We start from the raw sequence: 24,854 nt of genomic DNA on the forward strand, positions 1-24,854 counted from the left end.
GTTATTTCTCCTGTGCGTCCTCGACACCCTGCAGGGCATCTTCCTCGCTCAAAGCCTCTTCATCGAAGGCGCCAAGTTCTTCTGCCTCCTCTTTACTGACGTCAACCACCTGGCCGGGGATATTCAGGTCCAGAATGTTATCGCTCATTGTCGTACTCCTTCTCGTTGACTCGCTGCGCTCGCAGCTTCACGTCCGGGGCCTGTTCTCCCCTGGACACATTACTGGCGACCCGTGTCCGTACTTTATCCACGAAGCTGTCGCGGTCAGCGTGGTTGCTAAACCGCTGTTGACTGAACTTTTCCGCGACCTTGATAACGGCCAATTCGTTCACCAGATCAGGGTGCTCTCGAACTAGCTCCCCAGCATCCCGTCCCTTGGCTTGGAGCGCTTGGGCCTTTACGCGCCAAGCATTGCGGTAGGTATTGATCTGTTCGGTATCGACCACGTTTCCGTTGCTATCTTTAACTTCACGGTTAACCGTCACGGGCCTTCGACCTTGGTTCTCAAGCTCAACGAGATCCCCCTGCTTGGCCCCGCTATCGCCCATCGCGCGCTCCAGGTCAATTCCCCAGGTTGTGCTTTTCTGGCCATCGGCGTTTTCAAGGGTGACGTAATAGCTTTGCCGGTTATCCGGGTTTTTCTCATAATGATCTTTGCCATGCGCGATCACCGTGCCAGCGAGACGGTTGACACCGTCCTCCTTGTTGGCCAGCCGCGTCTCCTGTTCCATGCTTTGATCAGCCGAGATGTCGTAACGGTGGGGTTGCCGTGCCTGCGGCTCCGGGCGCAACTTGCAGGGTCCGCCGTGATGGATAAGCTGTTGGTTGAAGGGCTCCTGCCCCTCAATCTCATTCAGTTGCCGATCACCGGCCATCTTCTTGAGCCGTGCCAAATCGGCTTCGCCAGGCTTATAGCCCCGCACGTCCAGGCCACGTGCAGTCGCTTCCAGCCAGGCCTCTCGACGAAAATCGAGGCTGCCTTTTACTTGAAGTTCGCGCCAGCCCCTCGCCTCTGCGATATCGACCATGGAACCGATCACTCTGGAATTGTTCAGCTTGGTTTGCAGACGAGCGCCTTTATCCACGAACGCCAACAGTTCCGGTTTTCCCGCAAAATAATATTTCCCCTCAATCTCGACGTAAGACTTGGCTACCCTCTCCGGAACCACTGGCTTAGACGCAGACTCAGCCGCGACGGTATCATCCTGATGATCTATGGACCCCACCGCCGGCGTCTCATCCGGCTCGTCGTGTATTTGGCTAAGCGACGCCTGTTTCTGCTCGGTCTTAATGCTTTCCTGAGCCAGCGACGCCGCCAACGGCCGTCGGCGTTTCTGCAACCAGGCGCGGGCGTCACTATCCGCTTCGCGCGGCTGGACGTGCTGGTGCTTAGGTTCAATGCTGTTTTCAGCATCAATGACCTCCCGCCCTGGTGCCTGTCGAGAATCAGGCATACTCACCTCCGCATCCGGCGTTTGCTCAAGGTCTTGAATCGCGTCTTGATCAAATGTCTTGGGCATTTCGGGGCCCATCGTCCTGGAGTCGGCGTGCGGTTCCATTCCTTTCACCCCGGATACTTGTGCGATAACCTGTTCGACCTGCTCCCTGACGACTTCCAAGCCACGCGCTTGATGCAGGTCGTTAAAGTCTGTGAGTCCATCCTGTAATTCCTGAACAGTGAAGGCCGGTACCCGGAATACGCCGCCCGTGATTGCAGCCGCCTGATGCGCCTTGTCTCGTCCCTTGTTTACCTTGTTGTCTCGATCGTCATCGCCCAGAATGACATGCGGGCTGTCGGGGTATTTTTCCTTGAGCTTTTGGGTGATAACCGGAAGATTTCCGGCATCCACAGTCATAACAACAGAGCGGCCGGTGGCCTCGGCAATACTGGCCGCTGTCGAATAGCCCTCGGCGTAAAGGATTGGAGCACCGTTTATCAGACCTCGATCGCCAACAACGAAATAGTTACCGACCTTCTGACCGCCCTTCTTGAGTGACTTGAACCCGGTGGAGTCAATCCGCTGCAAGGTTCGCACTTCCTCATGCTCATTTATCAGCGGTAATACCAGACGCCCCTGCTTATCCATCTTTGTGCCTGGGAACGGCTTGACCCCTTTTTTCTGCAGATAACCTTGCTCCGGCGAGGCTGCTGGCATAAGGCTATAGCCGTGGAATACGCGGCGGGCGATATGATCGTAAGACCGCGCCTGTTCCGCTTGGCGTTCCATCCTGCGTTGAAGGGTCTGGGCCCTTATGTGCGTTTGCGCCTCCCGATCCGGCGTCTTACCGGTGGCTCTCCACTTTACCGGCTCGGTATGGGTGCGGTGATCCTGATACCAGCCGGCCGGGACGCCATCGAGATAGCCAACGTAAACGCCGGAGCGTTGGCCACGCTTATCCTCATGCGTTTTCACTCGATGCCGTTTGCCGTCCATTTGCGGGACTCCATCCAGCAGGAAGCCGGCGTTCTCCAATGTATTGGAGAACTCCACTTGAGGGTCATTTTCCGCAGCGGTGCTGGTCACCTTTGCCGGGTCGGGCAACCATTGTGAAACCTTGGACAGGTCTGCACCCGGCTTGGCATACCAGAGCTTATGTTCATCATCGAAGGCCAGCGCATTCTGGCCGTTCGGCAACTTGCCTGCCGCTAGAACCGCGGCCCCCTTTTGCTCGAAGGGGATCACCAGATAGGTCTTCTTTTCGGCCACCGCCTGCTTAACCATATGCCCTCCCTACGCCGAGTTCATGACACCAAAAAACTGATTCACCAGATCATCCATCGCCGCGTCGTCGATCTCGCCTTTCGGGACTTCAACGTCGGAGAAGTCGCAGCTGAAATCGTCCAGATCTAGCTCATCGATCCGTTCAATGTCCTGCGCCGTGACAGGCCGCTCGGTAACAGCCCGTACCGCATACTGAATTTCACCTTTCTCTCGGGCGAGTGGATCAACCGTCGGTACTTCGGGGCTGGGCCATTTGATCGCATCAGGCTCACCGCGCTCCAGAGCCTTGAGATTGTTCCCGCGCTCAGCAAACAGTCTGTCTTTGAACCAGGTCACCTTCTTGCACCGGACCGGTCTGCAGTTCTCCAGAATAAGAATCTCGGCATCCTGTCCAATCTGCATGACTTCCTGGGGCAACAGCAGGGCGCGGCCATAATCACTGGCATTCTCCGACCGGCCCGCTTTGCCAGCCAGTTGGCGGGTGTGCGACGTATTCTTGACCGTCATTGTGCCCAGTGTGTCCGAAATCTCTTTGGCCACCTTTATGCCTTTAGGGGCAAAGATGATCTGCATGGCGTGATTGTCGACGAAGGTTTCCGCAGCATCGTTGCCGTAGACCTCGCGCAGCTGAGCCGGCGACTGGATAATGGGCAGCATCCGGAGCCCGTAACCGGCGATATAGCTAATCCCCTTCGACAAGATGCTGACCTTGCCCATCGCCGTAAACTCATCAGCCAGCATCAACACTTTCAGACGCAGCGCCGGATTTTGCTCTGGTAGTTCTCGAGTGTTGAGGTCGATCACCTGCTGGAAAAATAGATTGATCAACGGCGCCAGCCGCTCCAGGTCATCCGGGGTGCTGCCAACATACACGGTCATGTGCGTCTTACGCAGATCGCGTAAGTCAAAGTCATTTGCCGCCGTCGCGGCATCAATCACCGGGTTATAAAACAGCTCAAGCGCAGCCGTGAAGCCCTTGCGTACAGAGCCCCGCGTTTTGTCCGGCGTATCCAGGTATTCTTTAAGCGCCAAATAGCATTCGTCTGAAAGCGGGTGGGCGCTTTCCTGTCGGTTCCCCACAATTTCCGCCAAGCGTACGTCGCCCATGGTGACCTGTCTCAGTGCTTCGCCCATTGTCACCGGCAGCTCGTCCGTCTCGATCAGATAGAGCACCACTCCCAGCCATAGCGAACGAGCAGACGCTTGCCAGATAGGCGCCTCACCATCGACCGGTGGGAACAGCATCTGGCCAATTTTTTGGATGTCGTTAATACGGAACGCCGGATCATGGCTGATATAGAACAGAGGATTCCAGCGGTGCGTTCGGTAATCACGCGGCGCAAGGTTGAGCAGGAAGCATTCCTGACCATGCGCGCTTCGGAAGCCGGCGGTTATGTCCCAGTTCTCATGCTTGATATCCAGGACAACAGCGGAATCTTTCCAAGACAGCAGGTTAGGCACAACCACACTGACGCCTTTCTGACTTCTCGTCGGCGAGGACATCAGGACGTGCTGGGCGCCACCGAACACCAGGTAGCGCTTGAACAGACCGAAACATCGGCTCACCTGCCCAACGATAATGCCATCGTCGGCAAACAGACCGGCATTCTGAATCTCCTTTGAGGTCGCCCATTTCGCATCGCCAAACAACTTCCGCGTTGCCGGTGTAATCGCGACTAGTACTGGCAGACAAACCACAACCAGGGCAGCAACACCGGCGGCAGCCAACCAGGCCTTAGTCGCTGTGCCGTCACCGTAGTGATACCAATATTGATACACCGTAAGCGGTGAAGCGGCCCCGCCATCAAGGCCTGCCAGTTCAAGGTAAAAGTAGCCACTCAGCCATGCCCACCCGACGATGACGGCAGCAGGCAAAGCGATCAGCAGCGCAACCTTAAGCCATTTGGCGTCGCTTAAACTCGGGGTCATAGTAAATCTCCGTAACGACGCGCCGACCGTGGATGTTCTTGATCTGCACAATGATGTCCACGCACATAAACAGCAGTTGCTTGATGTCCTCGCGACTCATAGTGGATCCGCTTTTTGACTCTTTCAGGAACAAAACAAGCTGCTCAATTGCCAGCTTTGCGCTGTTTGCGTGCATGGTTGTAATGCTGCCGGGATGGCCGCTGTTCACGTTTCGCAGGTAATAGAACGCCTCATCGCCACGTATCAGCTCAGCCAGAAATATTCGATCCGGCTTCATGCGCAGGCTGCTCTCGAGTAAATCTTGCTGGGTGATGGGGGATACCCCCTGCCCACCCGCCGAATAGAACAGGCTGGTTGTGTTCCGATGTGTCTTGTACAAGCCCAGCTCGTCCACGTTTTCAATGCTCAACAAACGTTCGTCAGCCGGGACCAGCTTAAGCAGAGAGCGGAAAAAGGTAGTCTTGCCGGCGCCGGTTGAACCACTGATGATGATGTTTTTCCTGCTTTGCACGGCCAGCTCCAGGAACTCGCGAAAGTGACGCGTTCGTTTCAGCGCCAGCAGATCTTTTTCTTCGCTGCTCAGCTCGCCGGTGGCGTCCTCGCACTGCTCGAAAAAGCCTTGGTGCTCGTAATCCTTAAGGGTGAAATCAACATTGGAGGGTTTGCGGATCGTTAAGCTAACGCGTCCTTCCCGCGTGGCCGGTGGGATCACGATCTGAATGCGTTCCCCACGGGGGAGCGTCGCCGAGAGGATCGGCTTTCGTGCCTCCAGGCTTTGCCCCGAGTATGTGGCAACCAGCTTGGCCAGTCGTTCGCAACAGGCCAAGTCAAGGGCGGCCACCGGATGGTACGTCCAGCCGTTACGGCTTTCGGTGATCACCTCGCCTGGTTTGTTCACCACAATTTCCGTGTTGTCGACATCGTCCAGAAACGGTTGGAGTGCCGACAGGTACTCCAGCAGCGATACCCCCTTGCGATCAGTAGTTGGCTGTGAGGTCATATACCCCCCTGAAATCGAGATCGCGAGCGACATAAATGTTGATATGCTCGCCCTGGTTCTTATAAAGGGTGTCGGGAATGTTGATAGAGTTTTCCAGGGCAATACCTGCCGAGTTTCGTGCAGCCTCCGCGGTCCCTCCAAACTGGATTTGGTTGTTGCCGCCCTCGTTGCTGGACGCCTCGTTGGCCAGATAAGTGCCGACATCATCGATCAGGCTTAGCATGATCGCTCCACCAAACCGGTCCCAAAAATGAGAGTCGATGTCGCCGCTGTGACCGGAGCGGCCGAGCGCATCCGTACCAGGCGAATCAAGATTGACCACGACGCCGTTTGGCGTCTCAACGCGAGTCCACAGTACGAATATCCGAGCCTTCCCGCGCTGAAGGCCCCCCTTATACTGACCCGTCATGCGTGAACCACGCTCGATGAGCAATACTTTGCCGCTTGTGCTGTACACGTCGCGTGTCAGTCGGCAACTGGTCATGCCTGGCACGTCGGAACTGATGGCCGTTTCCAGGGCACAATCCAGGAAGGCACCCCGCGTAATGAACATATTGCGATCAGCGATCAGACTGGCTCTGGCGCCCTCCACTGATGTTGGCTCCAGCTGCGCGCCAAGCCCGTCAGCCCGGTCGGCCTGACCATCCATCATCATGGCGCTCCCGCTTACGCTGGATTGAGCCATGGCCATTTGGCGGGCGTGCTCTTCTGCGGCCATCTGTCCCTGGTCGCCCTGCGGACGGGACGGATGTCCAAACGCAAGCAACAGCGAGGCGCGCTTGCGATCTTCCGGGGTCGGTTCTTGATCCTTTTCTCGATGCCTCGTCGCTGCCGGATAGTTCGGAGCTGGCGGCGGCACTACTTGGCCAGTACGAATAATCTCCGCTGCCTGAAGCTCCGACCGTACCGGCTCTGACGCCAGCGGTGGTCGTGGCAACTCGGGGGCCGGGCCCAACCGGTTTCCGATCTCATCGTTCGAGACGGTTAACCGGGAATCATCCTCTTTCTCGGAGCTGAAACCACCATTGACCGCAACGAGCGCGAGAACAACCACTATTGCCACCATCCCAACAACCAGCTTTTGCCCCAGACCGGGCTTGCTGCGTTGGTTGATGGACGGCATCCCGCGGTCAGCAGGCTCGTGAACAGGTTCGATGTCCAAGTCGTCTTCGTTATGAGCCATCATCGACTTCCTTTAATTACGCGCTGAATGCCAGGGGTTGTGGTGCCGGTTTCGTTAGTTACTCCATTGGGGTCATAGGTCTTATTGAAAACGCAGGCTACCGAGCTCCCCTTTCGCATCACAAACTGGCGGGCAACCCGATGCACGACGATTGTGTCCGGGCTCTCAGGGTCTATATGGGTATTCACCAGGCTTTCGGACCCATCAGGGTTCACGATGTAAATTGCCGGCATTTCGCTGTTATTGGCGAACGTCAGGTACGTGAAACGCCGGTCGTCAAAGGCCTTGTCTGGCGTCACATCTGCAGCACCCTTGGCCCAATAGTTCCAGTTGACCGGAACGGGGTCAGAGGACCGATTAAGGCGCTTTTGAAGCCGCTTCGCTTCGGCTTCCGCGGCAATCCGGGCCGCTTCCTCTTCGGGGTAATGAAAGTTGATCTGAAAAAACATATCGTTGGGGTGCGGGTGCGCCCCGTTCCGCGACCAATGAGCGGAGAGCTCAAAGTTGTAAACCCGCCGCGTGGTGATGACCGTCATGTTTGTTACGGCCTTTTCCCCCTTCGGTTTGATAAAGATATGGTTTGCGACCGGCGCGATCTCCCAAGCATCCTTATCCCCCATTGCGATCTGCTGGACCTCTTCGGTCGGGCCAAACTGGATATGTGTTGAAAAGCCGTAGTGACCCACAACCTTCACCACTTCCGCCGCGTTGTAGTTGATGAACTTAACGCGACTGTCGTACGGACCGCCGCGCGGGGTTTCCAATGCCCCTGCGCTGCCGGTGATACTGAGACAGACCAACAAGACGATGCCAGATAGTTGTCTTTTGCATACCATCTCAGCCTCCCATGCTCTCTTGGTCATTGCGGTATTTCACGACCTGGAATCCGAGCGGATTGAGCAGCCGATCCTCGACCTTCATGGACGTATCGAGATAGACAAAGGTGACCGTGGCTGCCCAATGGGTCAAAGGTGTTCGCTCCCCGGCTCTCTTAACCTGTTTGGTGTAGCGAACCAGGGCGGTGGTCCGTTTTTCGCCGTTCTCAACTGTTTCGCTGTTAATGATACTGATAGCCTTCACCCTGGCTTCCACCTCGGTATTTTGGCCATATACAGCGACCGGCGCAGCAGAATTCAAACGGGGGTCCGTATAAGCCGCATAGGATTGCTGGATAACGGAGTCTGACAACAGGCCAACCATTTGGCGGTCAAAATCGCGGGTTTCCCATTGGTAGTTTTCGCGGTGACGGATGTAGTTGGAGAGCCAATATTTATCCAGCGCTTCTTGCGCTTTTTCCGTCACGTCGCCATCCGTTTCGGCAAGTGTAGAAACGACATCGACCAGCCCCGTGTTGTTGTCTACCCGAATAACAAATGGTTCTACACTTTTGAGTGGAGTAAGACCGACCAATGCACCCGCCTCCAATACCGCAACAAGAACTGCAGCACCGGCTATAAACCAGGCGCGCTTTTCCGATCTTTTGATTCGCTCCTTAGCATCCAGATCCCAACTTCTCGCCTCGTCGAAATATTGCTTCTCCAAGGCTCTATGAGATTGCCTATTTTCAGCTCTGGCATTCATTCGAGGCCCCCTTCTTTGTAGATGTAGCCTTTGGGCTGATTCGCCTCTGGAGCTCGAGTTACGTTCATCTGCTCCTGAGTCATCATTTCCGGATTGATCGGATGAAGGCCCTCACCATTATCTTCACAGTGAGGTGGCGACTGGACGCTCGCGCATGCGACAAGAGATATAGCCATCACAATTACGGTTAGGTATTTGGTTATCACTTTAAACAATCCATAATCATAGTTATATATTTAGATAATCAATACATATCATTTTGATTTTTAAAATAAGAATATCGCCATGGCGAGTGTTCACCAAATTCTGTCTAAGTGCTGAAAACAGGGCGCACCGCACAAATGAAGCTGCCCTTCCCTCAAATACTTAAGAGCCTGTAATTGAGTTACCGGAACCAAAACGTCTCTGGTAAGCGGCGTGTGCTCGAATACCACCTTTTATCGGAGCCACAACGGGGCTGGAAGCCGCAGCGCCGGCCAACCGAACTTCACGCTTCAAACCCCTGTATTGCCGACGAATGCTAGTTGGCCGCATAGCATTCATCGCCCCACTGATTGCACCTTGCGTGGCAAGCGCGACTCCACCGCCGAGAGCAGATGCAACGGGCGGCACTTGTTTTACCACCAGAATACAAAGCCCAAATACGATACACAGCATGGCTACGTCACCCAGATTAGCCAATGTACTCGCGTCAGCCCCAGCCATTGCGTTGATATAGGAGCTGGCCAAACTGGTCATCAACTGACCGATAGAAGCCGAGAGGATCAGAATAAAACCAAAGTTCATCAACAATCCCAACCAGCTTTCAAAAAATCGCTGTGTAGCATTAAATAGCAGCATAACAATGAATATCGGCCCGATGGCCAACAGAACGGTCGTCATTATCTTGCTCAGTAGGATCAGAAAGGCAACCAATAGTGCCAACCCAGCTCCGACGACTAGAACGATCAGGGAAAGGAGGTACATTCCGAAGTTACCGGACATTACGCCACCTTTGTCCCAGGCTGCTCCCGAGACATCAAAAACTTTAGAAAAAAGGTTGTCTAGAGTAGCCGCTGACGTTCCCGTTGGTGAACCTGTGATAACTGAGGCAATGCTTTCCGGTCCTTTCGACAATACGTCAACCACTAAGCCTGTGTAAGTGCCGACAGTCAGCCCCAACGTCAAAATAAATCCTATCCTTAGGATACGAAAAATCCCGTCTTGTAGGGGTTCGTTCGACTTCCCTAAAACTAGCATGTAGCCCCAGATAGCCACCCAAATAATCATCATGCTGGTGAACAACGGAGTTACATAAGATATTATGTCCCCAGCAGTACTGGTGACATAATTATCAAGCGTCGTATTCACCTTCGAGAAGATCGCTTCGAATAGATTGGTGGACGACATTACGCTTCCCCTTACCACTTATCTACTTTTTTAAGGGTGCCGGAGGTAAGGTGCTTTTCAGCTTCCAATGCATTTTTGCAGTTCGGTGTCTCTTGAAGCTCGCCGGGATTGTTGGCGCATTTCCCCAACACCATTGTTCGATCATCATCGTGCGCCTTATACCAGTCGACAGTCTGAACTGGCCCAGCTATCTGAGTGTCTTCAAAGCATCCAGTTAGTGCAGAGCACGCTAGAGTTACAGCTGCAAAATTTCGTACGTACGAAAAAATCATGACATCTCCTTTCCATTACCAGGACACTTCGCGAAGTTCCCCGGACGACTCAATGGACATTTGTTGGACTTGTTGGACGTGAATAGCTTGGTTTGCTTCGGCTTGTGAACGAAGCATAGTCAGCTTGGCAAATTCGTTTTGCAGCATGACCTCTTCAGCCCCTATCCGCGCCTGTAGATCGAGGATGTCTTTTTGATCAGGGCTCGCGTTGACCTTGGCAACAAGGCCGGTCAGGTCGCTAAATCGCTCCTGGGCTTGCGCCAGCGATTTTTCGGACTGCGCGAGCCATGTGGCGGCATAGCTGTTTCCGCTGTCGTAGAGGTCCGCGGCGGAGCCGGATAAGCCATGCTGGCTGCCATTCTTGAGCCCCGCCGCCGTCAACACGTCGTCGACACTGACTTCAACCGTGGTGTCGTAGGCGGAATCAATCAGATTCGCCAGACCACGCGACCCACTGATGCTGTCCAACTCTCGGCGGGCCGTTTCAAGCTGATGTTTCAGCTGCTCGATTTGGCTGACCATGTGCTGGACCTGCAACAGCTGCTGGTTCAGATTGGATACATCGATAACCGGTATCCCACCTGCCATGGCCGAGTGAGTCCACCCGATCGCCAATACCAGTAACGCCACGCCAACTGTTTTCCTCATGTCACAGACCTCCGTTGCGCGTGAAACATCGGCAGCCAGACGGCCGGATCGGCCCCATGCTGCTCAATGATGTGTGTGACCAGGTTAACGTTGTCCGTGGTACCCGCAAGAACGGCGAGATCGTCGTCAAAGCCCCTGAGGTTCAACTCCGCGACGACACTGTTATGCCCCTGCTTAACCAGGAAGCGGCGCGAACCCGGTATCAACTCGTCCTTGATCAGCTGATACTCCCGTTCACTCAGGTGAAAGCCCTCCACGTAATCGGCGCGGTCGGCCTTGGGGTTCGGCATGAACACGAACGTGGCGCACTGCTCAATCAGAGAGTGTGCAATGGGCGATTGCAGCACATCCTTCGGCGACTGGGTGCCATACACCATAATCCCATTCTGTTTTCGGATAACCTTCTGCTTGTTCTGCGCCAAATCCTCGAAATACTCATCCAGCAGCAGCTTCCAGAACTCATCCAGAAACATCTGAAAACGACGGCCATCGATCAGCTGCTCGATGCGGTGGAACAGATACATCACGACAGGGGTCCGCACTTCGGCGTTATCCAGAAAATGGGTCACGTCAAAGCCGAACATCGTGTTGTGGTCAAAATCGAGGGCATCTTCTTCATTGTCGAGGACCCAGCCCAGAGTGCCCCCTTCACACCACTTCGCCAGGCGCGCATGAGGGCCGCTGTCCGATACCGGATCCAGAAAATCCAGACAGCGGCCCAGGCGTCGCATATGCTTGGGCAGGCCCATCACACCCCGCACAGCGGCATCGATCTCGCGCTCCTCCTGGCTCGTAAAGCCCCCGCCACACAGCTTCTTCACCAGCTGCTGTAGAAACAGCACATTGGCGTCAGATGCTGTCAGCTGAAACGGGTTAAAGCCGGTTGGCTCGCCGTTTCTCAGCGTGAGATACACGCCGCCACTGGCACGCACGTAGATTTCCAAACCACGGTCCTTGTCGAAAACGACTTGGGTGGGGTTGAACTTCTTGCTTTGGGACATCAAGAACCCCTGCAGTACCGTCTTACCCGACCCCGACGGCCCAATTATCAGCGTGTTTCCCAGGGCCTTCTGCTCGTCCTGGACGTCCATCTCATCCAATGCGACGGAACCCTTTTCGCGCTCAACGTCAGCTTTTTTCTTGGCCTTAGCACTGTCCAGTGGCTCATGGAAGTTGAAATAAAACGGTGCCCCCGACGTTGTTTTGAATAGCGTCACCGCCGGTCCCCATTGATTCCCGCTGCGCTGGCCCGTGGGATAGTTATGGAAGCTGCTAAATCCGGCAAAGTTGCGCGATGAAATCGGTGCCGGCCGCGGACGGTACTTCGCATTGCCGGGTAGCTGAGCCCAATAGGCCGCCGCCAAGGCCCAGTCTTCCCGCGCCACCACCATGGAGCAGTTCGCCAGCTCGGTACGCGCACCGGACAGGTTGGCCCGCAGCGACCGGGCATCGTCGCCGAACACGGTGAGGGTCAGGTGATGCTCACCGTAGACGATGCGACCCGACGCCAGTTCATCCAGCGCGGTGTCGATGGCGCCGACCTGAGAGATCGCCAGGTCCCCCGTGGTTTCCAACCGAGCCTGCTGACGGCTTAACAACTCAATCGCGACGGGCTTGGACAGAAAGTGAAAGCTCTGTGTCAGCACCAGCGGAAACGGGGCCGACAGCAGCGCGTTAAGCAACCCGGCTTCCGTGCCTTCTGGATACTCGGCGATACCGATGCAGGCACCCACTTTCGAGTCCACAACCCCGCGCAACTCAAACGCATCCGCGCCAAAGAAGGGACGCATTCTCGCCATGCAGTCGGACAACGGCTTGCGGGGCAAGGCGCGAGGCGTCCAGTCACCGTTGACCAAAAAGTCCAAAAACTCCAATACTTCCGAATGCAGAATATCGTTCCGCCAGTACGTACCCAAAACCCGCGGGCCATAACGCTCCAGAGAACTGAGCACGATCGAGACAATCTCGTTCAGCTTCTCAATGGCATCGTGCTGCTGTTGCGCTAAAACCGCCTGGTTTTTCTCCATCCTGGAAAACAGGCCGAGCGCTTTGGTCGCCGCCGGACGGTAGATGACCGACAGGTACAACTCGTTCACCATCATCGTGTTTTGCGTGACCAGCGCCCGGTATTGCTGATTCAGGCGGTTGTCAAAATCGCCCGTAAACTCACCACCCGGATAGCGGCGACAGGCACGCCGCACCGTATGGGTCCACAACGATAGCTGCGGCGAAGCGATGTTCCGCAGCAGGGTATTGAGTTGATCCTTCCAGATCTCCACATCGTCGGGGTCAGCGGACTCGTGGGCCACCCCTTCCAGTTTGAGGACCTGAAGGTAGTCACCACCTACCATTTTAATCGTGTGCGCGTCCACCTGGGCCTGATACGGGATGAACTCGGCGACCGCGTTTTCCCGCTGCCAGGGCACGTTGTGCACCCAGCGTCGCTGCACCGTCATGTCGGCAGCCGCCTGCTGGCACGCGTGTTGATCAGCGGACTGGCCGTGGCGGCCCCCCAGTACCGGAGGCCAAGCGATTTCCATTTCGTAACAGCCCGCAGATAAAACAACCGCACCACCCGGGGATCACGCTGACATGCCAGATACATGGCGCCGTGATAGGGTAGATAGAGCAGCAGTGTGAAGGGGTTCCCGGTGCCAATCATAATAATGGCCGCCAGGCCCCCACCCACGATCATGCCATCGAGGGTCACCCCCCACTTCATGGCAGGTCGCGTGGCGGCAACAAACAGCGGATCAATGCCCGTTGACATACCCACCTCCCGTCAGGCGACCACTGCGGACAGCAGATCAACCAGCGTGGCACCGCCGAATACAAACACGATACCGAGGACCCAAAGGCCGCATTGAGCAGCCGTAATGCGACCGGCCCAGGCAAAATAACCCAGTGCGACGATACCGAGTATCGCTGCGCTGCGTGCGAGTCCGTTGGTGAGCAGGTCGACAACCCAGTCGAGGCCATCCTCGATCGGGTTGGCCAGGGCGATGTCGGGTAGGAGGGATAAACAGGCCAGCAACCAGAGGCTGGCCATCAAATGGTGGCGCTTGCTAACGTTGTCGGGGATGTTCAGGCTCCGGTGGTTTTCCGCGTTCATGTTTGCTCCTGATTTCCAACTGTATGGGCGGCACATTGACGTACCGGCTGTTGATATGGCGCACCAACCGATCCAGGCTGGCCCAGGCGCGCGGTGTCTTACGTTGGGTCTCCAATAGCTGGCGTCCCTCCTTCCAGGTCAGAGTGACGTATATCCGAAACTTGTTGTCGTCGTCCTGGACCAGCGCCATGCTCTTAACGGCTTTGCTTTCCAGGTTGTCGATCAGCTCTACTTCGCTGATTGCATTGTGCGCCATCTCAAAATGCCCGCTTGTGATGATCAATGCGGGTCATTCTAGCCATCCATGCCAATTTGTCGCTGTCTCCATACAGCATTCAGCCAATTAGCTTTAAAAAATATTAAATTGGCGGCCTATATAACCTTTCATCTATCAAAACAGGGTCTTTTGATGATTGCGGCCATTCATAGTGGACTCACCTCCGACGCCTCAGAGGCGGGTATCCGCGTCATATCCGCGCCAGCGCCCGACCAGCTCCGGCAGACCCGCTCTCCCCCTGCCGAAAACGCGCCACCACCCACCAAGCGATCCCGGCCACAGCGGCCGGCTGATGCGGCTACCGTCTGAACGTCTCTGCCGCCGGACCTCATTCAGTGTGGCCCGCTGTCGTCCATCAAAACCGCATCCCCCGCACCGCCGCTCGCGAAAATGTCCCACACCAGGGCCTCTGCCAACGCCTGCTCCTGTGCCGTCCCGTAAATATCCCAGCCCTTGGCAGGCTCGCGGCGTGTGGCCGTAACCCGGACCGGGGCTTGCGCCTTGAGCGTCGCAACGTCGTTAACAGCAGCGTAAAAGGCATGGTCCTGAATCACCGCAGAGGGGGCCACGCCACCAAAATGCGTCAGACCTTTAGAAACCGCGCCTGCCGCTTCCCGCTTGGCTACCACGGCAGGATTCTGGAAGAACAGTGCACCATGGGTCGGATCGGGCAAGCGGCCATCCAGCGCTAGATTGATAATGGTGTTCACACGGGCCCGCTGACCGGGTGCAAGGGCCGGCAAGTGACGCCACCCACCAACCGCCTGGACCGGCTCAAACTGGTGAGGCGCATTGACGATGTCCGTGACAGTGCCCCCAAAGCGCCCGCTGATCAGACGGTTCACGAGGGTGTAGACGACGCCTGCCAGACCACTGTCACCCTGGTTCGCGGCCTCGGCAAATGCCACGCGGCCGATCGCATCCCGGTCATTCGACGTGAGTGTCAGACGCTGCAAACGCGATTGATACTGATCGGCTGCAATCTCGCACGCCGCCTCGCTAATAACGGCGTCCTGATCAGGCGCACTGCCCGACAGGGTGACACAGGCGGCAAGCACGGAGAAAAGGTCCATAGTCGCGTCCATCACCAAAAGTACGTATCACCAGCGCGCTGGTGATCAACGAACACGTCGACATAGCGAAAGGTTCTCACGCAGAACGCCGGTACACGGTTTCCATCCCGATCAGACCTGCAGCGCGCCCCCTTTACCATATGCTGCGGAATGCTTTCCCAGGACGCGCAGTAAGACTCATCCCCACCGCTTCGCCAGCGCGTACACAGCGTGTGCGCCTCAATCAGCGCGGCATAATTAAAGTCATACGACATCTGGCGGCTGCCACGACCCTGAGTGTCAATGCTGCAAGAAGTAAATGACGGCAAGGGGCTCTTTCCATCATCAAGGCGATCCATCATTGCAGACTTGGCCGCCTCGCAACCCAGGGGAAACCCGCCAGGCAGGCAAAGCCAGATAGCACACTCACGCTGCGAGGCAGCAAAAGCGGTAGAAGTGGCCACAACAGGACCCACCAACGAGATAACCAGGACGCTGGCTGAACACAAAATTGGAGGACGCATCAGTCAACCTCCTTAATTGATCATAACGATACAGATCGAACCTTAAGGCTGATAACTACGAACATCAATATATACTACTTTGATTAAAAAGCCAGGTAAAACTCAATATTATTTTAGCGATGCATGCCAGATAGAAATAAATCAGAAAATACCGAACCTCAATTCCGAAATATTGAATATATCAAAACACAATTCGGTTTATCGTATCAAAATAGCGACGGCATATTACGGTCAAATAAACACAATAACGATACGTTTCAGATATAAAAATTAGCGGCACCAAGGGTAGAGTGGGTAAGAATCCTCACGACCGTAAAGTGAGTCACGTAAACAAATCCGGTCGGCAGGTCTTGTTCTGCGGCTTATTCATCGCCTGGCTCCAGCTCGGTATCCACCCAGTTGCTGTCGGGCTGCTTCTCCCCCTGTAGCTGAGTCACCACTTTTTCCTGGAGTGTGTGCCGCTCCGTCTTCATGGCCGGCATGGACGCAACAAAGCCAATAATGCTCTTGGCCAACGCGCGGTCTTCTGGGTGTTCACTTTGATGCAGATCCTTTGCCGCCGTCAGCCAGGCTTTTCGAACCATGCTCTGACGCGCTTTGATACGCGCTTCCCAAGGCTTGGGCTGGCGAGGCCGACCGGCTTTCGCGTTGTTGAAGTCCTCGATGATCTCCCGAATCTTCGCCTGATCGACCTTCGGGGTTAAGCCCCGCTCGCGCATGTGTTTGATGGCCTGCCCGATACCTTTCATGATGACACCTCGCGTCGCGCGTGACGTGGCTTCCGCCTCAACGCCCTGGCGCTCCAGAGCGTCAGCAAACGCCTCCCGCCACGCCTGAGGGTCACCTTTCTTGACATGGAGTCGCCGCCCGTCAAACCCCAAATTCTTGACGGCCAGGTGGACGTGAGGGCTGTCCGTGTCGGTGTGCAGCGCGAACACATACTGATAATTGTCGCCGAACTGGCGCCGGGCAAAGGCGCGCGCCGCTTTCTGAACATCCGTCGGCGCCGTGCCATTCGGCATCGACAACACAATATGCGTGGTATCGCGGGTATTGCGGCGCCGGTTCCATTGGTCCTGGGCCCAGTCCGTGGCCAGGGCGCGCACGGCGGCCTTGCCTGCAAGCACCTCGCCCCGCTCGTCCTCGATCGCCAACTCACCGTTACGACTGATATAGTCCAGATGCGCTTTAATGTGGTCCGCCCCTTTCGCATGACCGCTGATCTTTACCATAACCTCGGGGGCGCGCTCGGCAATCCGTTTCGCGCGACGAAGGTTCGAAGCCTTGTCCTTGTGCTTGACCGGCCCCTCTAACAGGTCGGCGATCGTGTCATTCGCCAGGCGGCCCATCGTCGCTCCAACGGTTCATGTTCCGGGACAACAGCGCCGCCACCTTATCCTTATGCTGTTCAATCCGCTCGACCAGTGCCTCGATCGCTCTCAACTTGATGCGATCCCCCTCCCGAAATTCAATATTCAACACCCGGGCCAGTTGGTTGAGGTTGCGACCGATAGCCGCCAGCTGCCGATTCGATTCACGCAGCGCAATCGCCTCCTGGTCCGTCAGTACGGGCTCACGGTGTAGTGCCGACAGAACGACCGCGGTCGTCCATTTTGTGCGGTTACGATACCCCTCCTGCTCCGCGCGGCGCATCAGGGTGCGCTGGTCGCGGTCCGTCAGCCGTATGGTGATTTTGTTGGATTTGCACGCCGCTTGACCGACAGGTGCTGCGGCTACGGTGCCGCCGCAGACACGGAGAATCATCAACCGAAGCATCTCCGATTCGCTGGTATCGCAGTGGTCGCAAAACTGCTGCCAGGCGCGCTTTTCATCTTCAGACAGCCGGGTCTTGGCAATCGACTTGGTCATGGCGAGTGTGTCCACGGCTGAGGCGTGGCGAGCACGGGTGTGGCAATCAAGGGCAATGTTGGCACCATCTGCCAGCACATCGCGAATCCTGCACTAGTCATAAACAACTCAACGTTCTTCGTACATACGAAAAATCCGTACCGCGCGGGGGTCGGGTCTAGCGACCGCCAGGTGTCCGATCTTCGACGACAGCGACCAACTGAACCTGACTCAGCGCAACCTCGCATGCGTGTCCGTCATCGTCGTACGTGAGCCAGGCAAATCCATAGCCAGCACAACGGTCGGTCAACAGGTGCGCTGCCCGCCCGTCATGCGTGACCTGGATGATGACCTTGTTAATGCACGCCGGATTGAGCCCGTCCACCAATGGCTGCTCGGCCTGCTGATCCAACCGGCCACCGCTGGGCGATTCACCATCTATCACCCAGTACGGCGGTTCCTCTTCACGAGCCGGCTGATCATCAACGGGAAGCCCACTGTTGCCTGCCGGATCTGCACGAGTCTCGCGACCCGCTTCGACCGGAGCCTGGCGAATGGCCTCGCATCCTGCAGCGTTGCCCTCCCCTTCCGGATCACCACCCGAGGCAACCGTCACCGGTGGCGGCACGGCTGGCGATGTCCGTGCGTCCTTCAAGGCGTCGATAAAGATCCGCACGCGCGAGGTGGCAAGCGCTAGTCCGTCCTCAAGCGTGCGCATGCAAAATTCCTCGATGCGAACGGGATGCTGCTTGTAGGCACGGTGCAGCAAGGCAAGCGTCTGCATGGAACGGCAAAGGCCGCGGTCGTACAAGTCGCGGAGACAGTCCGCCATATCGAAGAAAATGCGATGGTCCGACACATAGGAGGGCGGGCGTCCCAACGCCCTGGCCACATCACCAGCTTTGTGGCCGTCTTCTAAGCGAGCGTTGATAAAGGCCGCAACCTCGAGAGGGCTCAAGTTCTGGCGCTGATCGTTAAGCACAAACTTATCGAAGTCGTCCAGCTCGCCCTTGATGACGTATGGCACCTCGTCCAAACCAGCCATGCCAGCAGCACGAAACCGGCGGTGTCCGCCATTGATAATGAAATGCCCGGGTTTCTCCGGGTGGCGCTTCACAGACAGCGGCTCGAGGACACCACGTGGTTGACCCGTATGGGGCCTGACCTGTTTCATCGAATCAGCAAGTGCCCGGAGCGTCTCCAGATCAAAGTCCCGACGAGCGTTTTGCGGGTCTTCGTGGAAGCGCTCCAACGGCGCATAGGCAACACTACCGACCTCAGTTGCCGGAAAGGGGTCCGACGGCGCCTTTGTGCTTGACCCCATAAGTGACGATACGCTGAAACTGTCCAGGCCCGACAGGTCTGCGCCCTTAACGGTTTTCACCGCGTCATTGGTCATGACTCGATCCCTCCCATTTTCTCGTACACGATGGCAAACGCTGCCTTGAATTCCCGCTCTGCTTCCCGCGCCGCCGTCTTCTTCAACTGCCAAACCGGAATACCGTCCGCTAGCGCTTCCGGGATCGACGAACGAATCCCGATACGCGCTTTGATCAGCAGGTGGGAGTAATGCTGTACCAGGTTGGCCAGCGTTGCCTTCTGGGCCAGCGAGCGGGGATTAAATCGATTCGGCAACATTCCCAGAAAGTTTAAGTCGGGGTTCCACTTTTCCTTCACCCCGAAAACGGTCTGCAGCATCTTGGTAATCCCGTCAATGCTGTATTCCTCGAGCTCGATAGGTGCCAGTACATGATCGGCCACAATCAAGGCCGCGGTCATGCGAAGCCCCAGGGTCGGCGGAGTATCGATAACGCAATAATCAAAGTGGTGAGCCAGATTTTCCAGGTTGCGCTTGAATACGATTAGTACTGACGGATCGGCCCGTTCAATATCGGCCATTGCGCTGTCCGCCTGAATCAGCGTGAGACTGTCCGACCCGTCAACACCCTCCACCGCTTCGTTAAACAGTTGGCTGGATGCAATTTTCGCGGCCGGCGTGCGCCGCTCCAACGTTTTACTCGCGTTGGCCTGTGGATCCAGATCCAGAAACAAAACGCGTTTGTCGTGCGCCTGAAGCGCCATCGCAAGATGAACGGCAATAGTGGATTTCCCCACCCCGCCCTTCTGATTAGAGACCGTAATTATTGGCATGACGTCTACTTCACTTCATCAATGAAATCTTGAGTCTCGCCGTCGTATTCTCGAGCCGATCCCGCTTGCGCGATCGGCACACACCCATCGGTAGACGGCGATAAGCCGGTGCGTATCGACGCAAACAGTTTGGAAGATGCGCCGGGCTCACGCAGTGCCATCGACAACCAAAGTGGGCGTTGGAACGCGATCGGGTATGGGATCGTAAACGGCTTTATCGTCATGCGAGTATCGGTGAAGGTTCGCCGGCTCGATGATCTCAGTTTCGTGCTCGTGCATGCCTGAACTCCATGTTGTAAACATGACGCCGTGCCTAGCGTTCAGAATGCCTATGTGTAGATAGGACACCCGAACAACCCGTCACAACATATCATTACGACAGTCATTCTTACGCATTTTGATTTCGTACATACGAAAGGTTAGAGCAGGTATCGCTGGACGTCCAGCGAGCCGAGTAATTGCATGCGCCTTGTATAGGGCATTGAAAAATATCCGAAATTTCCGGAATGTCTGACTTGCAGAGCAACACACGACCGGTCGCTGTGGCACAAGGGAATTGCGACCGAGCAGTCGTGTGTGATGGACGGCGCCCTCAACAGACGAAGGCGCTCACGATTGGCGTGCCGATGAATGGCCGGCTTGGATCGAACGGAACCTTATCCTGCTGGATAGCGGTTTCAGGGGGGGGGGTGGCGAGAACGGCGCTCTTGGCAATGCACCCGTCAATAATCGGGCGGACACATCGCTTTCCTACCTATTGGTACGCCCTGTTACGGAAGCGAGCAGCACTGCGCAGGCATGCGGATTTTTGTGACAATCGCATGGCTGCGGCCAATGAGGAAACACCCCTGTTTCAACTGTAAACCCGCCAGTTAATATCGCCATGGAAGCAGCGGGATCACGGGGCGATCAACAATGGCAGCGCTGAGTCAGTATCATCGCCCTACCCTGCATTCAAATCGATCTATGACAATAACCAGAGGTCAGCTATCCGAAGGTTGAGATTCGGACAACCGCTTCTCCAAGATGAGCACGAGCTCGTCCATAATACTCGACGGTACATCCTTTGAAAGCTTGATAGTCGATCCCCCTCGGGCATTAAGCACGATCGTGGCAATGTCTTTCCCCTCGCCATTCGATAGCGACCAGGTTTTCATTTTAGGCCGTTCGTCTGGAGAGATGAAGTCCTTAAGATAATTGATGATCTCTTTTACCGTATGGGTGTTCTTGAGACAGTTCTCGGACAACCGTGCATAGAACGTACTCTCGGCGCCATCGATGGTCTTCAGCAACTTGTTTAAGCGCTTGGCGTCCAGGGTCGTCATTTCCAGATCTTCATTAATATAGGCGCGAACCTGGGCGGGGATCTTGCCTGGCTCGAGGTGGTAATACACCAGAGACCGATCAGGTTTCGCTTTGCTCGTGGGTAAATAGGGAACCAGCTCCTCCATCGAGCTGATGGCCCCCGATTCGAGTAGGTACTTCAGCTGATCGGCCAGTTCCCAAGGGGTTAAATCGTTACGCTGGGAGTTTTCAAGGGCAGCCTCTTTGGCGGCTTCCGAATCACCAAGCTCCGCAATAATGGCACGTAGTTTTATATCCTTACCGGTTAAATCCCGGGCCATACTAACGCCAGAGTGACGACGGATACCTTTTATGAGCTCAAAACCAGATCCATCCGCAAGCGCTCGCAGCTTGACAGGCTCAGTGTTGCGTCCAACCGATATGATGCTCTTCGCCAGCTCTTCAATATTACGCAAGCGAGACCGATTGCGTTTATTGCCAATGAATATGGATTTAATCAGGTCTGGCTCAACATCAATCTCCTTGTTCAGGGGAAAGACCTCTCCATCCACCTGAACGCACCCCTCTGGAACCTTGACCGCCTTGTCGGCAGGCAGTTCAGCAGGCGAAATCGGAGCGACCGTACCCGATGACAAATTACGGCTTTTTGCGCCGTACGTCGCTTTATCAACGATGGCATCAAGCAGCTCAGGATCCGGCATGCTTTTAGTTGAAGGGGCTATCGCTGCCAAGGGAACCGATGGCTTTTTCATACGGCGCTGCCCTCCTCGACGCCCCTATTGATCATCAAGCCGCGGGTGCCGTTAATCTCATCAATAAGGAGATCGAATGACGCCCGTTTCTTATCCTTGACGTCGTGCAAAGACCAACCCTGGCCGACCGAATCACACAACACTTTGATAAAGGGAATTTTGACACTCGACAATGAAGCGTATGGCGCAGCATTTTCACTAAACCACTGATAAAATTCGGTATTATCCGGTCGCCAGTTTGCCGGGATGCGGATCGGCAGCAGCCGCGCATCGATAGATCGAGCATTACCAGACATCTCTAAAAGTTCTTCGACTTCGCTGATCAGACCAAAAAATGACGAGAGCGGCATAAACTCAGCGCGCGAGCAATTCATGGGCAGATATATAACATCTGCGACCAATATCGCACTGCGCAATGCCGTATGGGCCGATCCGGGTGTGTCGACGACGACATAATCATTCGTCTTGGCCAGCTCCATCAGTTGGCTATGAATCTTCTCTTCCGGTGACAACATATAACTCGTCACCTCGACGTACGGCTGACCTTCTTGCTCGATGAGATAATTTCGCGCCGCACACCAGTTCGAGGCTGTACGGGTACCATTGTTACCTTGATCCCGCAGGCCAGTATCCGTATCGACTAACGCGACACTGTAGCCTTTGAATGCAAGGGCGCCACAGAGGTTGGCGGCGGTTGCACTCTTTCCAACACCGCCTTTACTTCCGCTCGCAAACACGACAATCCGACCCATTTTGTACGTCCTCGTTCAGAAATCCATAAAAATCAGGTGTTTTGGATACTTTTTTGAATAGATTGAAAGTATACGCCAATTTCTGGTCATCGCCATACAAGATACACAAGAGAAAATCGAGGAATCCAACTATTGGTATAATCGCCTACTCCACCGAGCGATGCGATTCAGGCGGCAAAATCAGCCCTGTCCGGTTGAGTCGGCTAGGGGTGGACCAGGCAGGCATAGCGCTGACAGTGACAAAGGGTAATACAGGCCATCATCAACGGGTACGGCACACGCTGGACTGTGAAAATTTTCACACCAAGACTGAGGCGCCCCCAGGACGGCTGACAACCTATGACAGACAACCCCAGCCAGCATGAATAGCGCTGTGAAAATTTTCACACAATAATGATGTCAGCCCTCCGCGGTGGCCGTATGCCTTACGTAACAGGCAACGCCAAGATCGGGCGGCCAATAAAAATTGGCAAAGTCTCACAGCTCGCCCACGCGAGCTTAGATCCTGAGGGCCATATAGAGGCATGCGCGGCGGAACGACCTCAAGAACAGACAGGCCCCGATGCCTGATACGCTGCAGACACCCGAACGTGACGGGCACCACCTCGCCTGCCACACAACCCAATGAGCCATGTGAAAATTTTCACAGCCTTTCCTCGCAAGCATGCCGCGCCAAACGACGGCTAGGCTGAACGCCTGATCTACCGGCTTGGCGACGCGGTCAACGGGATGTATATGGTCATTTCGGTGTGCAGTTCCCCTGAGTGCGTTTATGTAGCCCCAGTAACGAGACAGACGTAAATCCGGACGATCCACTGCCTCCCGTACAGCCTGGCTGTTGAAGCATTATTCAGACGAACAGCAGACAAACGCCCGAGCAACGGCGCATCCTTCGAAATGCACACTTAAGTCAGGACTGATCGAGACAGTGACAACATCAGTGCTCCACAAGCATGATGCCTACGCTCAACACCTGCGCATCGAACGTCGACGGTGTGCCTGTGAAAATTTTCACACGCGCATCGCCATGAACTGGTCTGCTGAATTTCGGGGCCAGACACAACGGAGATAGCCAAACACACGATAGCGCGATTCGGATACCTCGATGCGTCCAGCGGCTGGAGGCTTAGGCAGGTGTGAAATTTTTCACATCAACATTCGACGAACCTTGCGGCGAAGGACAGGCACGCATCCTGCGCTGAAACGAACATCGTGAACCGGACAGTCTCTTTAGAGAAAGAGCTCCATTCGATCGACGCAGTGCTTAATGGCGGAATTCGTTATATAGAAGCCAGTAGGATAATGTCCTTCAGGTATCCTGCGACCCCGAACATAGCGCCGACAAGATTGGCAGCAGATCTCGGGTTTTCGCCTGAACCTGAGTGTGAAAATTTTCACACGACTCCAGCCCTCGTTTAATTGCCTCTACCTATCCAATCTATACCAGTCACACCCCCGCCATTTATCCCGCACCCCCGCACCCGCGTACCTACGGACACCTGAAATTTTGAGAAAGTCAGTTTGCCCAACACTTCCTCATTGTGTCGTATCGAAGTAGCTCTTGAAGTTCCAAAGTGTTACCCAGTCCGTCCATACCTTGCCTGGCATTGTGTAAGCAGCGACAGCATCGCTATGGTGTGAAATTTTTCACAGATAGATCGCGAGAAGAGTAGTGAAGTGGGTCATGACGTAGGCATCGTCTCGTTCCGGCGAAGAGGATCAACCTTCTATATAAAATGAACATTTATCATGTCTCACACCCGATCAATGGCAATGTATCCGAGGGACATCGCCACCGCGCTCATGTGAAAATTTTCACACTGCGGTGGGCAATCATAGCTTGGACAAATCGAATGGTAAGAGCGATAGGGTAGGGCAGGTTCGGTCTCGCCAGCGTCTCCTCAACGCAACGGATCTGGAGGATTGAAGAGACCTCGACCATCTGCCTGTATATCGATATGAAACAGGATATTGAAGGGCCCCGCGTGACACTGAACGAACCCGAATCGTATCGATGTTCATGTCGACCCTATTCGTGTGGGGCTTGGAGAACGTTACACATTGACCGGCGTCCCGACTTCCTGCAAATGCGAACTGGCACGTACTTTGCTGAAAACTTCTGTCACACGTAATGCAATCCTGAAGCGGTATCCCACGCACGTGACTGGGGACGCGTGGACGATTAGCCCAGTCAGTGTCGCTGTGCGAACCGATCAATAGGTGCCTGGACCAATGACGTCTATATAAATAGAAGATTGAGGCAACAGCGGGCGACATCCGGGGAATCGAACAGGAAACGGCCTATACCTAAGACAATTCAGCCGTTTCGCTCGAATCCTGGCGATTGCGGTCCACT

At 55.4% G+C, this 24,854-nt stretch carries 23 protein-coding genes; 1 reads left to right on the forward strand and 22 read right to left on the reverse strand.

Going from position 1 to position 24,854, the window contains the following annotated elements; translation table 11 throughout:
- Position 1: 1 nt before the first annotated feature.
- The 20 genes from IEX85_RS14140 to IEX85_RS14235 form a co-directional block, all read right to left on the reverse strand.
- Positions 2–148, reverse strand: a complete 147-nt coding sequence (locus IEX85_RS14140) for a conjugal transfer protein TraD (protein WP_188861272.1) — start codon at positions 146–148, stop codon at positions 2–4.
- Positions 138–2,723 (reverse strand): LPD7 domain-containing protein, encoded by a 2,586-nt coding sequence (locus IEX85_RS14145; RefSeq protein WP_188861273.1) that lies wholly within the window; start codon positions 2,721–2,723, stop codon positions 138–140. Before IEX85_RS14145 ends, IEX85_RS14140 begins: the two co-directional genes overlap by 11 nt.
- A gap of 9 nt (positions 2,724–2,732) precedes the next feature.
- Positions 2,733–4,652, reverse strand: coding sequence for a type IV secretory system conjugative DNA transfer family protein (locus IEX85_RS14150; protein ID WP_188861274.1), 1,920 nt, complete (start codon positions 4,650–4,652; stop codon positions 2,733–2,735).
- Positions 4,618–5,652, reverse strand: a complete 1,035-nt coding sequence (gene virB11, locus IEX85_RS14155; RefSeq protein WP_188861275.1) for a P-type DNA transfer ATPase VirB11 — start codon at positions 5,650–5,652, stop codon at positions 4,618–4,620. The genes IEX85_RS14150 and virB11 overlap by 35 nt, the downstream gene beginning before the upstream one ends.
- Positions 5,630–6,835: a type IV secretion system protein VirB10 gene (virB10, locus tag IEX85_RS14160; RefSeq protein ID WP_229721929.1), complete on the reverse strand. Its 1,206-nt coding sequence runs from the start codon at positions 6,833–6,835 to the stop codon at positions 5,630–5,632. Before virB10 ends, virB11 begins: the two co-directional genes overlap by 23 nt.
- On the reverse strand, positions 6,835–7,698 hold the full coding sequence (gene virB9, locus IEX85_RS14165) for a P-type conjugative transfer protein VirB9 (RefSeq protein ID WP_188861277.1): 864 nt from the start codon (positions 7,696–7,698) through the stop codon (positions 6,835–6,837). Before virB9 ends, virB10 begins: the two co-directional genes overlap by 1 nt.
- Complete coding sequence (locus IEX85_RS14170; RefSeq protein ID WP_188861278.1) at positions 7,673–8,416, reverse strand: VirB8 family type IV secretion system protein; 744 nt, start codon at positions 8,414–8,416, stop codon at positions 7,673–7,675. The genes virB9 and IEX85_RS14170 overlap by 26 nt, the downstream gene beginning before the upstream one ends.
- A gap of 366 nt (positions 8,417–8,782) precedes the next feature.
- Positions 8,783–9,805: a TrbL/VirB6 family protein gene (locus IEX85_RS14175; RefSeq protein WP_188861279.1), complete on the reverse strand. Its 1,023-nt coding sequence runs from the start codon at positions 9,803–9,805 to the stop codon at positions 8,783–8,785.
- Between the two features lie 11 nt (positions 9,806–9,816).
- Complete coding sequence (locus tag IEX85_RS14180; RefSeq protein ID WP_188861280.1) at positions 9,817–10,077, reverse strand: EexN family lipoprotein; 261 nt, start codon at positions 10,075–10,077, stop codon at positions 9,817–9,819.
- Between the two features lie 15 nt (positions 10,078–10,092).
- Positions 10,093–10,725 (reverse strand): type IV secretion system protein, encoded by a 633-nt coding sequence (locus tag IEX85_RS14185; protein WP_188861281.1) that lies wholly within the window; start codon positions 10,723–10,725, stop codon positions 10,093–10,095.
- Positions 10,722–13,181: a VirB4 family type IV secretion/conjugal transfer ATPase gene (locus tag IEX85_RS14190; protein WP_229721930.1), complete on the reverse strand. Its 2,460-nt coding sequence runs from the start codon at positions 13,179–13,181 to the stop codon at positions 10,722–10,724. Before IEX85_RS14190 ends, IEX85_RS14185 begins: the two co-directional genes overlap by 4 nt.
- Positions 13,178–13,495 (reverse strand): VirB3 family type IV secretion system protein, encoded by a 318-nt coding sequence (locus IEX85_RS14195; RefSeq protein ID WP_188861283.1) that lies wholly within the window; start codon positions 13,493–13,495, stop codon positions 13,178–13,180. The genes IEX85_RS14190 and IEX85_RS14195 overlap by 4 nt, the downstream gene beginning before the upstream one ends.
- Positions 13,496–13,507: 12 nt before the next feature.
- Positions 13,508–13,837 carry a TrbC/VirB2 family protein gene (locus tag IEX85_RS14200; protein WP_188861284.1) on the reverse strand — a complete coding sequence of 110 codons (330 nt, stop codon included), beginning with the start codon at positions 13,835–13,837 and terminating at the stop codon, positions 13,508–13,510.
- Positions 13,791–14,093, reverse strand: coding sequence for a hypothetical protein (locus IEX85_RS14205; protein WP_229721931.1), 303 nt, complete (start codon positions 14,091–14,093; stop codon positions 13,791–13,793). The genes IEX85_RS14200 and IEX85_RS14205 overlap by 47 nt, the downstream gene beginning before the upstream one ends.
- Positions 14,094–14,446: 353 nt before the next feature.
- Positions 14,447–15,187, reverse strand: a complete 741-nt coding sequence (locus tag IEX85_RS14210; protein ID WP_188861286.1) for a cell wall hydrolase — start codon at positions 15,185–15,187, stop codon at positions 14,447–14,449.
- A gap of 11 nt (positions 15,188–15,198) precedes the next feature.
- The gene (locus IEX85_RS14215; protein WP_188861287.1) at positions 15,199–15,690 is read right to left on the reverse strand and encodes a conjugal transfer protein TraL; all 492 of its coding nucleotides are present in this window, start codon (positions 15,688–15,690) and stop codon (positions 15,199–15,201) included.
- Between the two features lie 362 nt (positions 15,691–16,052).
- Positions 16,053–17,039, reverse strand: coding sequence for a relaxase/mobilization nuclease domain-containing protein (locus IEX85_RS14220; RefSeq protein WP_188861288.1), 987 nt, complete (start codon positions 17,037–17,039; stop codon positions 16,053–16,055).
- Positions 17,020–17,559 carry a plasmid mobilization relaxosome protein MobC gene (gene mobC, locus IEX85_RS14225; RefSeq protein ID WP_188861289.1) on the reverse strand — a complete coding sequence of 180 codons (540 nt, stop codon included), beginning with the start codon at positions 17,557–17,559 and terminating at the stop codon, positions 17,020–17,022. The genes IEX85_RS14220 and mobC overlap by 20 nt, the downstream gene beginning before the upstream one ends.
- A 157-nt stretch (positions 17,560–17,716) precedes the next feature.
- The gene (locus IEX85_RS14230; RefSeq protein WP_188861290.1) at positions 17,717–18,937 is read right to left on the reverse strand and encodes a transcriptional repressor KorB C-terminal beta-barrel domain-containing protein; all 1,221 of its coding nucleotides are present in this window, start codon (positions 18,935–18,937) and stop codon (positions 17,717–17,719) included.
- Complete coding sequence (locus tag IEX85_RS14235) at positions 18,934–19,689, reverse strand: ParA family protein (RefSeq protein WP_188861291.1); 756 nt, start codon at positions 19,687–19,689, stop codon at positions 18,934–18,936. The genes IEX85_RS14230 and IEX85_RS14235 overlap by 4 nt, the downstream gene beginning before the upstream one ends.
- A 108-nt stretch (positions 19,690–19,797) precedes the next feature.
- Here IEX85_RS14235 and IEX85_RS14240 point away from each other — a divergent pair, with 108 nt between their 5' ends.
- The gene (locus tag IEX85_RS14240; protein ID WP_188861292.1) at positions 19,798–19,974 is read left to right on the forward strand and encodes a hypothetical protein; all 177 of its coding nucleotides are present in this window, start codon (positions 19,798–19,800) and stop codon (positions 19,972–19,974) included.
- Between the two features lie 698 nt (positions 19,975–20,672).
- On the opposite strand, the gene IEX85_RS14245 is transcribed toward IEX85_RS14240, so the two are convergent.
- The gene (locus IEX85_RS14245) at positions 20,673–21,746 is read right to left on the reverse strand and encodes a ParB N-terminal domain-containing protein (RefSeq protein WP_188861293.1); all 1,074 of its coding nucleotides are present in this window, start codon (positions 21,744–21,746) and stop codon (positions 20,673–20,675) included.
- On the reverse strand, positions 21,743–22,498 hold the full coding sequence (locus tag IEX85_RS14250) for an AAA family ATPase (RefSeq protein ID WP_188861294.1): 756 nt from the start codon (positions 22,496–22,498) through the stop codon (positions 21,743–21,745). The genes IEX85_RS14245 and IEX85_RS14250 overlap by 4 nt, the downstream gene beginning before the upstream one ends.
- Between the last annotated feature and the right edge of the window lie 2,356 nt (positions 22,499–24,854).

The sequence above is a fragment of the Marinobacterium nitratireducens genome (assembly GCF_014645375.1).
Taxonomy (GTDB): domain Bacteria; phylum Pseudomonadota; class Gammaproteobacteria; order Pseudomonadales; family Balneatricaceae; genus Marinobacterium_A; species Marinobacterium_A nitratireducens.

Excerpts from the sequence above, each read along its gene's own strand:
- IEX85_RS14150 (WP_188861274.1), bottom strand. The coding sequence starts at position 4,652 with ATGACCCCGAGTTTAAGCGACGCCAAATGGCTTAAGGTTGCGCTGCTG.
- IEX85_RS14230 (WP_188861290.1), bottom strand. The coding sequence starts at position 18,937 with ATGACCAATGACGCGGTGAAAACCGTTAAGGGCGCAGACCTGTCGGGC.
- IEX85_RS14245 (WP_188861293.1), bottom strand. The coding sequence starts at position 21,746 with ATGAAAAAGCCATCGGTTCCCTTGGCAGCGATAGCCCCTTCAACTAAA.
- IEX85_RS14180 (WP_188861280.1), bottom strand. The coding sequence starts at position 10,077 with ATGATTTTTTCGTACGTACGAAATTTTGCAGCTGTAACTCTAGCGTGC.
- IEX85_RS14235 (WP_188861291.1), bottom strand. The coding sequence starts at position 19,689 with ATGCCAATAATTACGGTCTCTAATCAGAAGGGCGGGGTGGGGAAATCC.
- IEX85_RS14250 (WP_188861294.1), bottom strand. The coding sequence starts at position 22,498 with ATGGGTCGGATTGTCGTGTTTGCGAGCGGAAGTAAAGGCGGTGTTGGA.
- IEX85_RS14215 (WP_188861287.1), bottom strand. The coding sequence starts at position 15,690 with ATGCGTCCTCCAATTTTGTGTTCAGCCAGCGTCCTGGTTATCTCGTTG.
- IEX85_RS14205 (WP_229721931.1), bottom strand. The coding sequence starts at position 14,093 with ATGGCGCACAATGCAATCAGCGAAGTAGAGCTGATCGACAACCTGGAA.
- virB11 (WP_188861275.1), bottom strand. The coding sequence starts at position 5,652 with ATGACCTCACAGCCAACTACTGATCGCAAGGGGGTATCGCTGCTGGAG.
- IEX85_RS14195 (WP_188861283.1), bottom strand. The coding sequence starts at position 13,495 with ATGTCAACGGGCATTGATCCGCTGTTTGTTGCCGCCACGCGACCTGCC.
- virB10 (WP_229721929.1), bottom strand. The coding sequence starts at position 6,835 with ATGGCTCATAACGAAGACGACTTGGACATCGAACCTGTTCACGAGCCT.
- IEX85_RS14175 (WP_188861279.1), bottom strand. The coding sequence starts at position 9,805 with ATGTCGTCCACCAATCTATTCGAAGCGATCTTCTCGAAGGTGAATACG.
- IEX85_RS14185 (WP_188861281.1), bottom strand. The coding sequence starts at position 10,725 with ATGAGGAAAACAGTTGGCGTGGCGTTACTGGTATTGGCGATCGGGTGG.
- IEX85_RS14140 (WP_188861272.1), bottom strand. The coding sequence starts at position 148 with ATGAGCGATAACATTCTGGACCTGAATATCCCCGGCCAGGTGGTTGAC.
- IEX85_RS14190 (WP_229721930.1), bottom strand. The coding sequence starts at position 13,181 with ATGACGGTGCAGCGACGCTGGGTGCACAACGTGCCCTGGCAGCGGGAA.
- virB9 (WP_188861277.1), bottom strand. The coding sequence starts at position 7,698 with ATGACCAAGAGAGCATGGGAGGCTGAGATGGTATGCAAAAGACAACTA.
- IEX85_RS14170 (WP_188861278.1), bottom strand. The coding sequence starts at position 8,416 with ATGAATGCCAGAGCTGAAAATAGGCAATCTCATAGAGCCTTGGAGAAG.
- IEX85_RS14210 (WP_188861286.1), bottom strand. The coding sequence starts at position 15,187 with ATGGACCTTTTCTCCGTGCTTGCCGCCTGTGTCACCCTGTCGGGCAGT.
- IEX85_RS14145 (WP_188861273.1), bottom strand. The coding sequence starts at position 2,723 with ATGGTTAAGCAGGCGGTGGCCGAAAAGAAGACCTATCTGGTGATCCCC.
- IEX85_RS14200 (WP_188861284.1), bottom strand. The coding sequence starts at position 13,837 with ATGAACGCGGAAAACCACCGGAGCCTGAACATCCCCGACAACGTTAGC.
- IEX85_RS14220 (WP_188861288.1), bottom strand. The coding sequence starts at position 17,039 with ATGGGCCGCCTGGCGAATGACACGATCGCCGACCTGTTAGAGGGGCCG.
- mobC (WP_188861289.1), bottom strand. The coding sequence starts at position 17,559 with ATGACCAAGTCGATTGCCAAGACCCGGCTGTCTGAAGATGAAAAGCGC.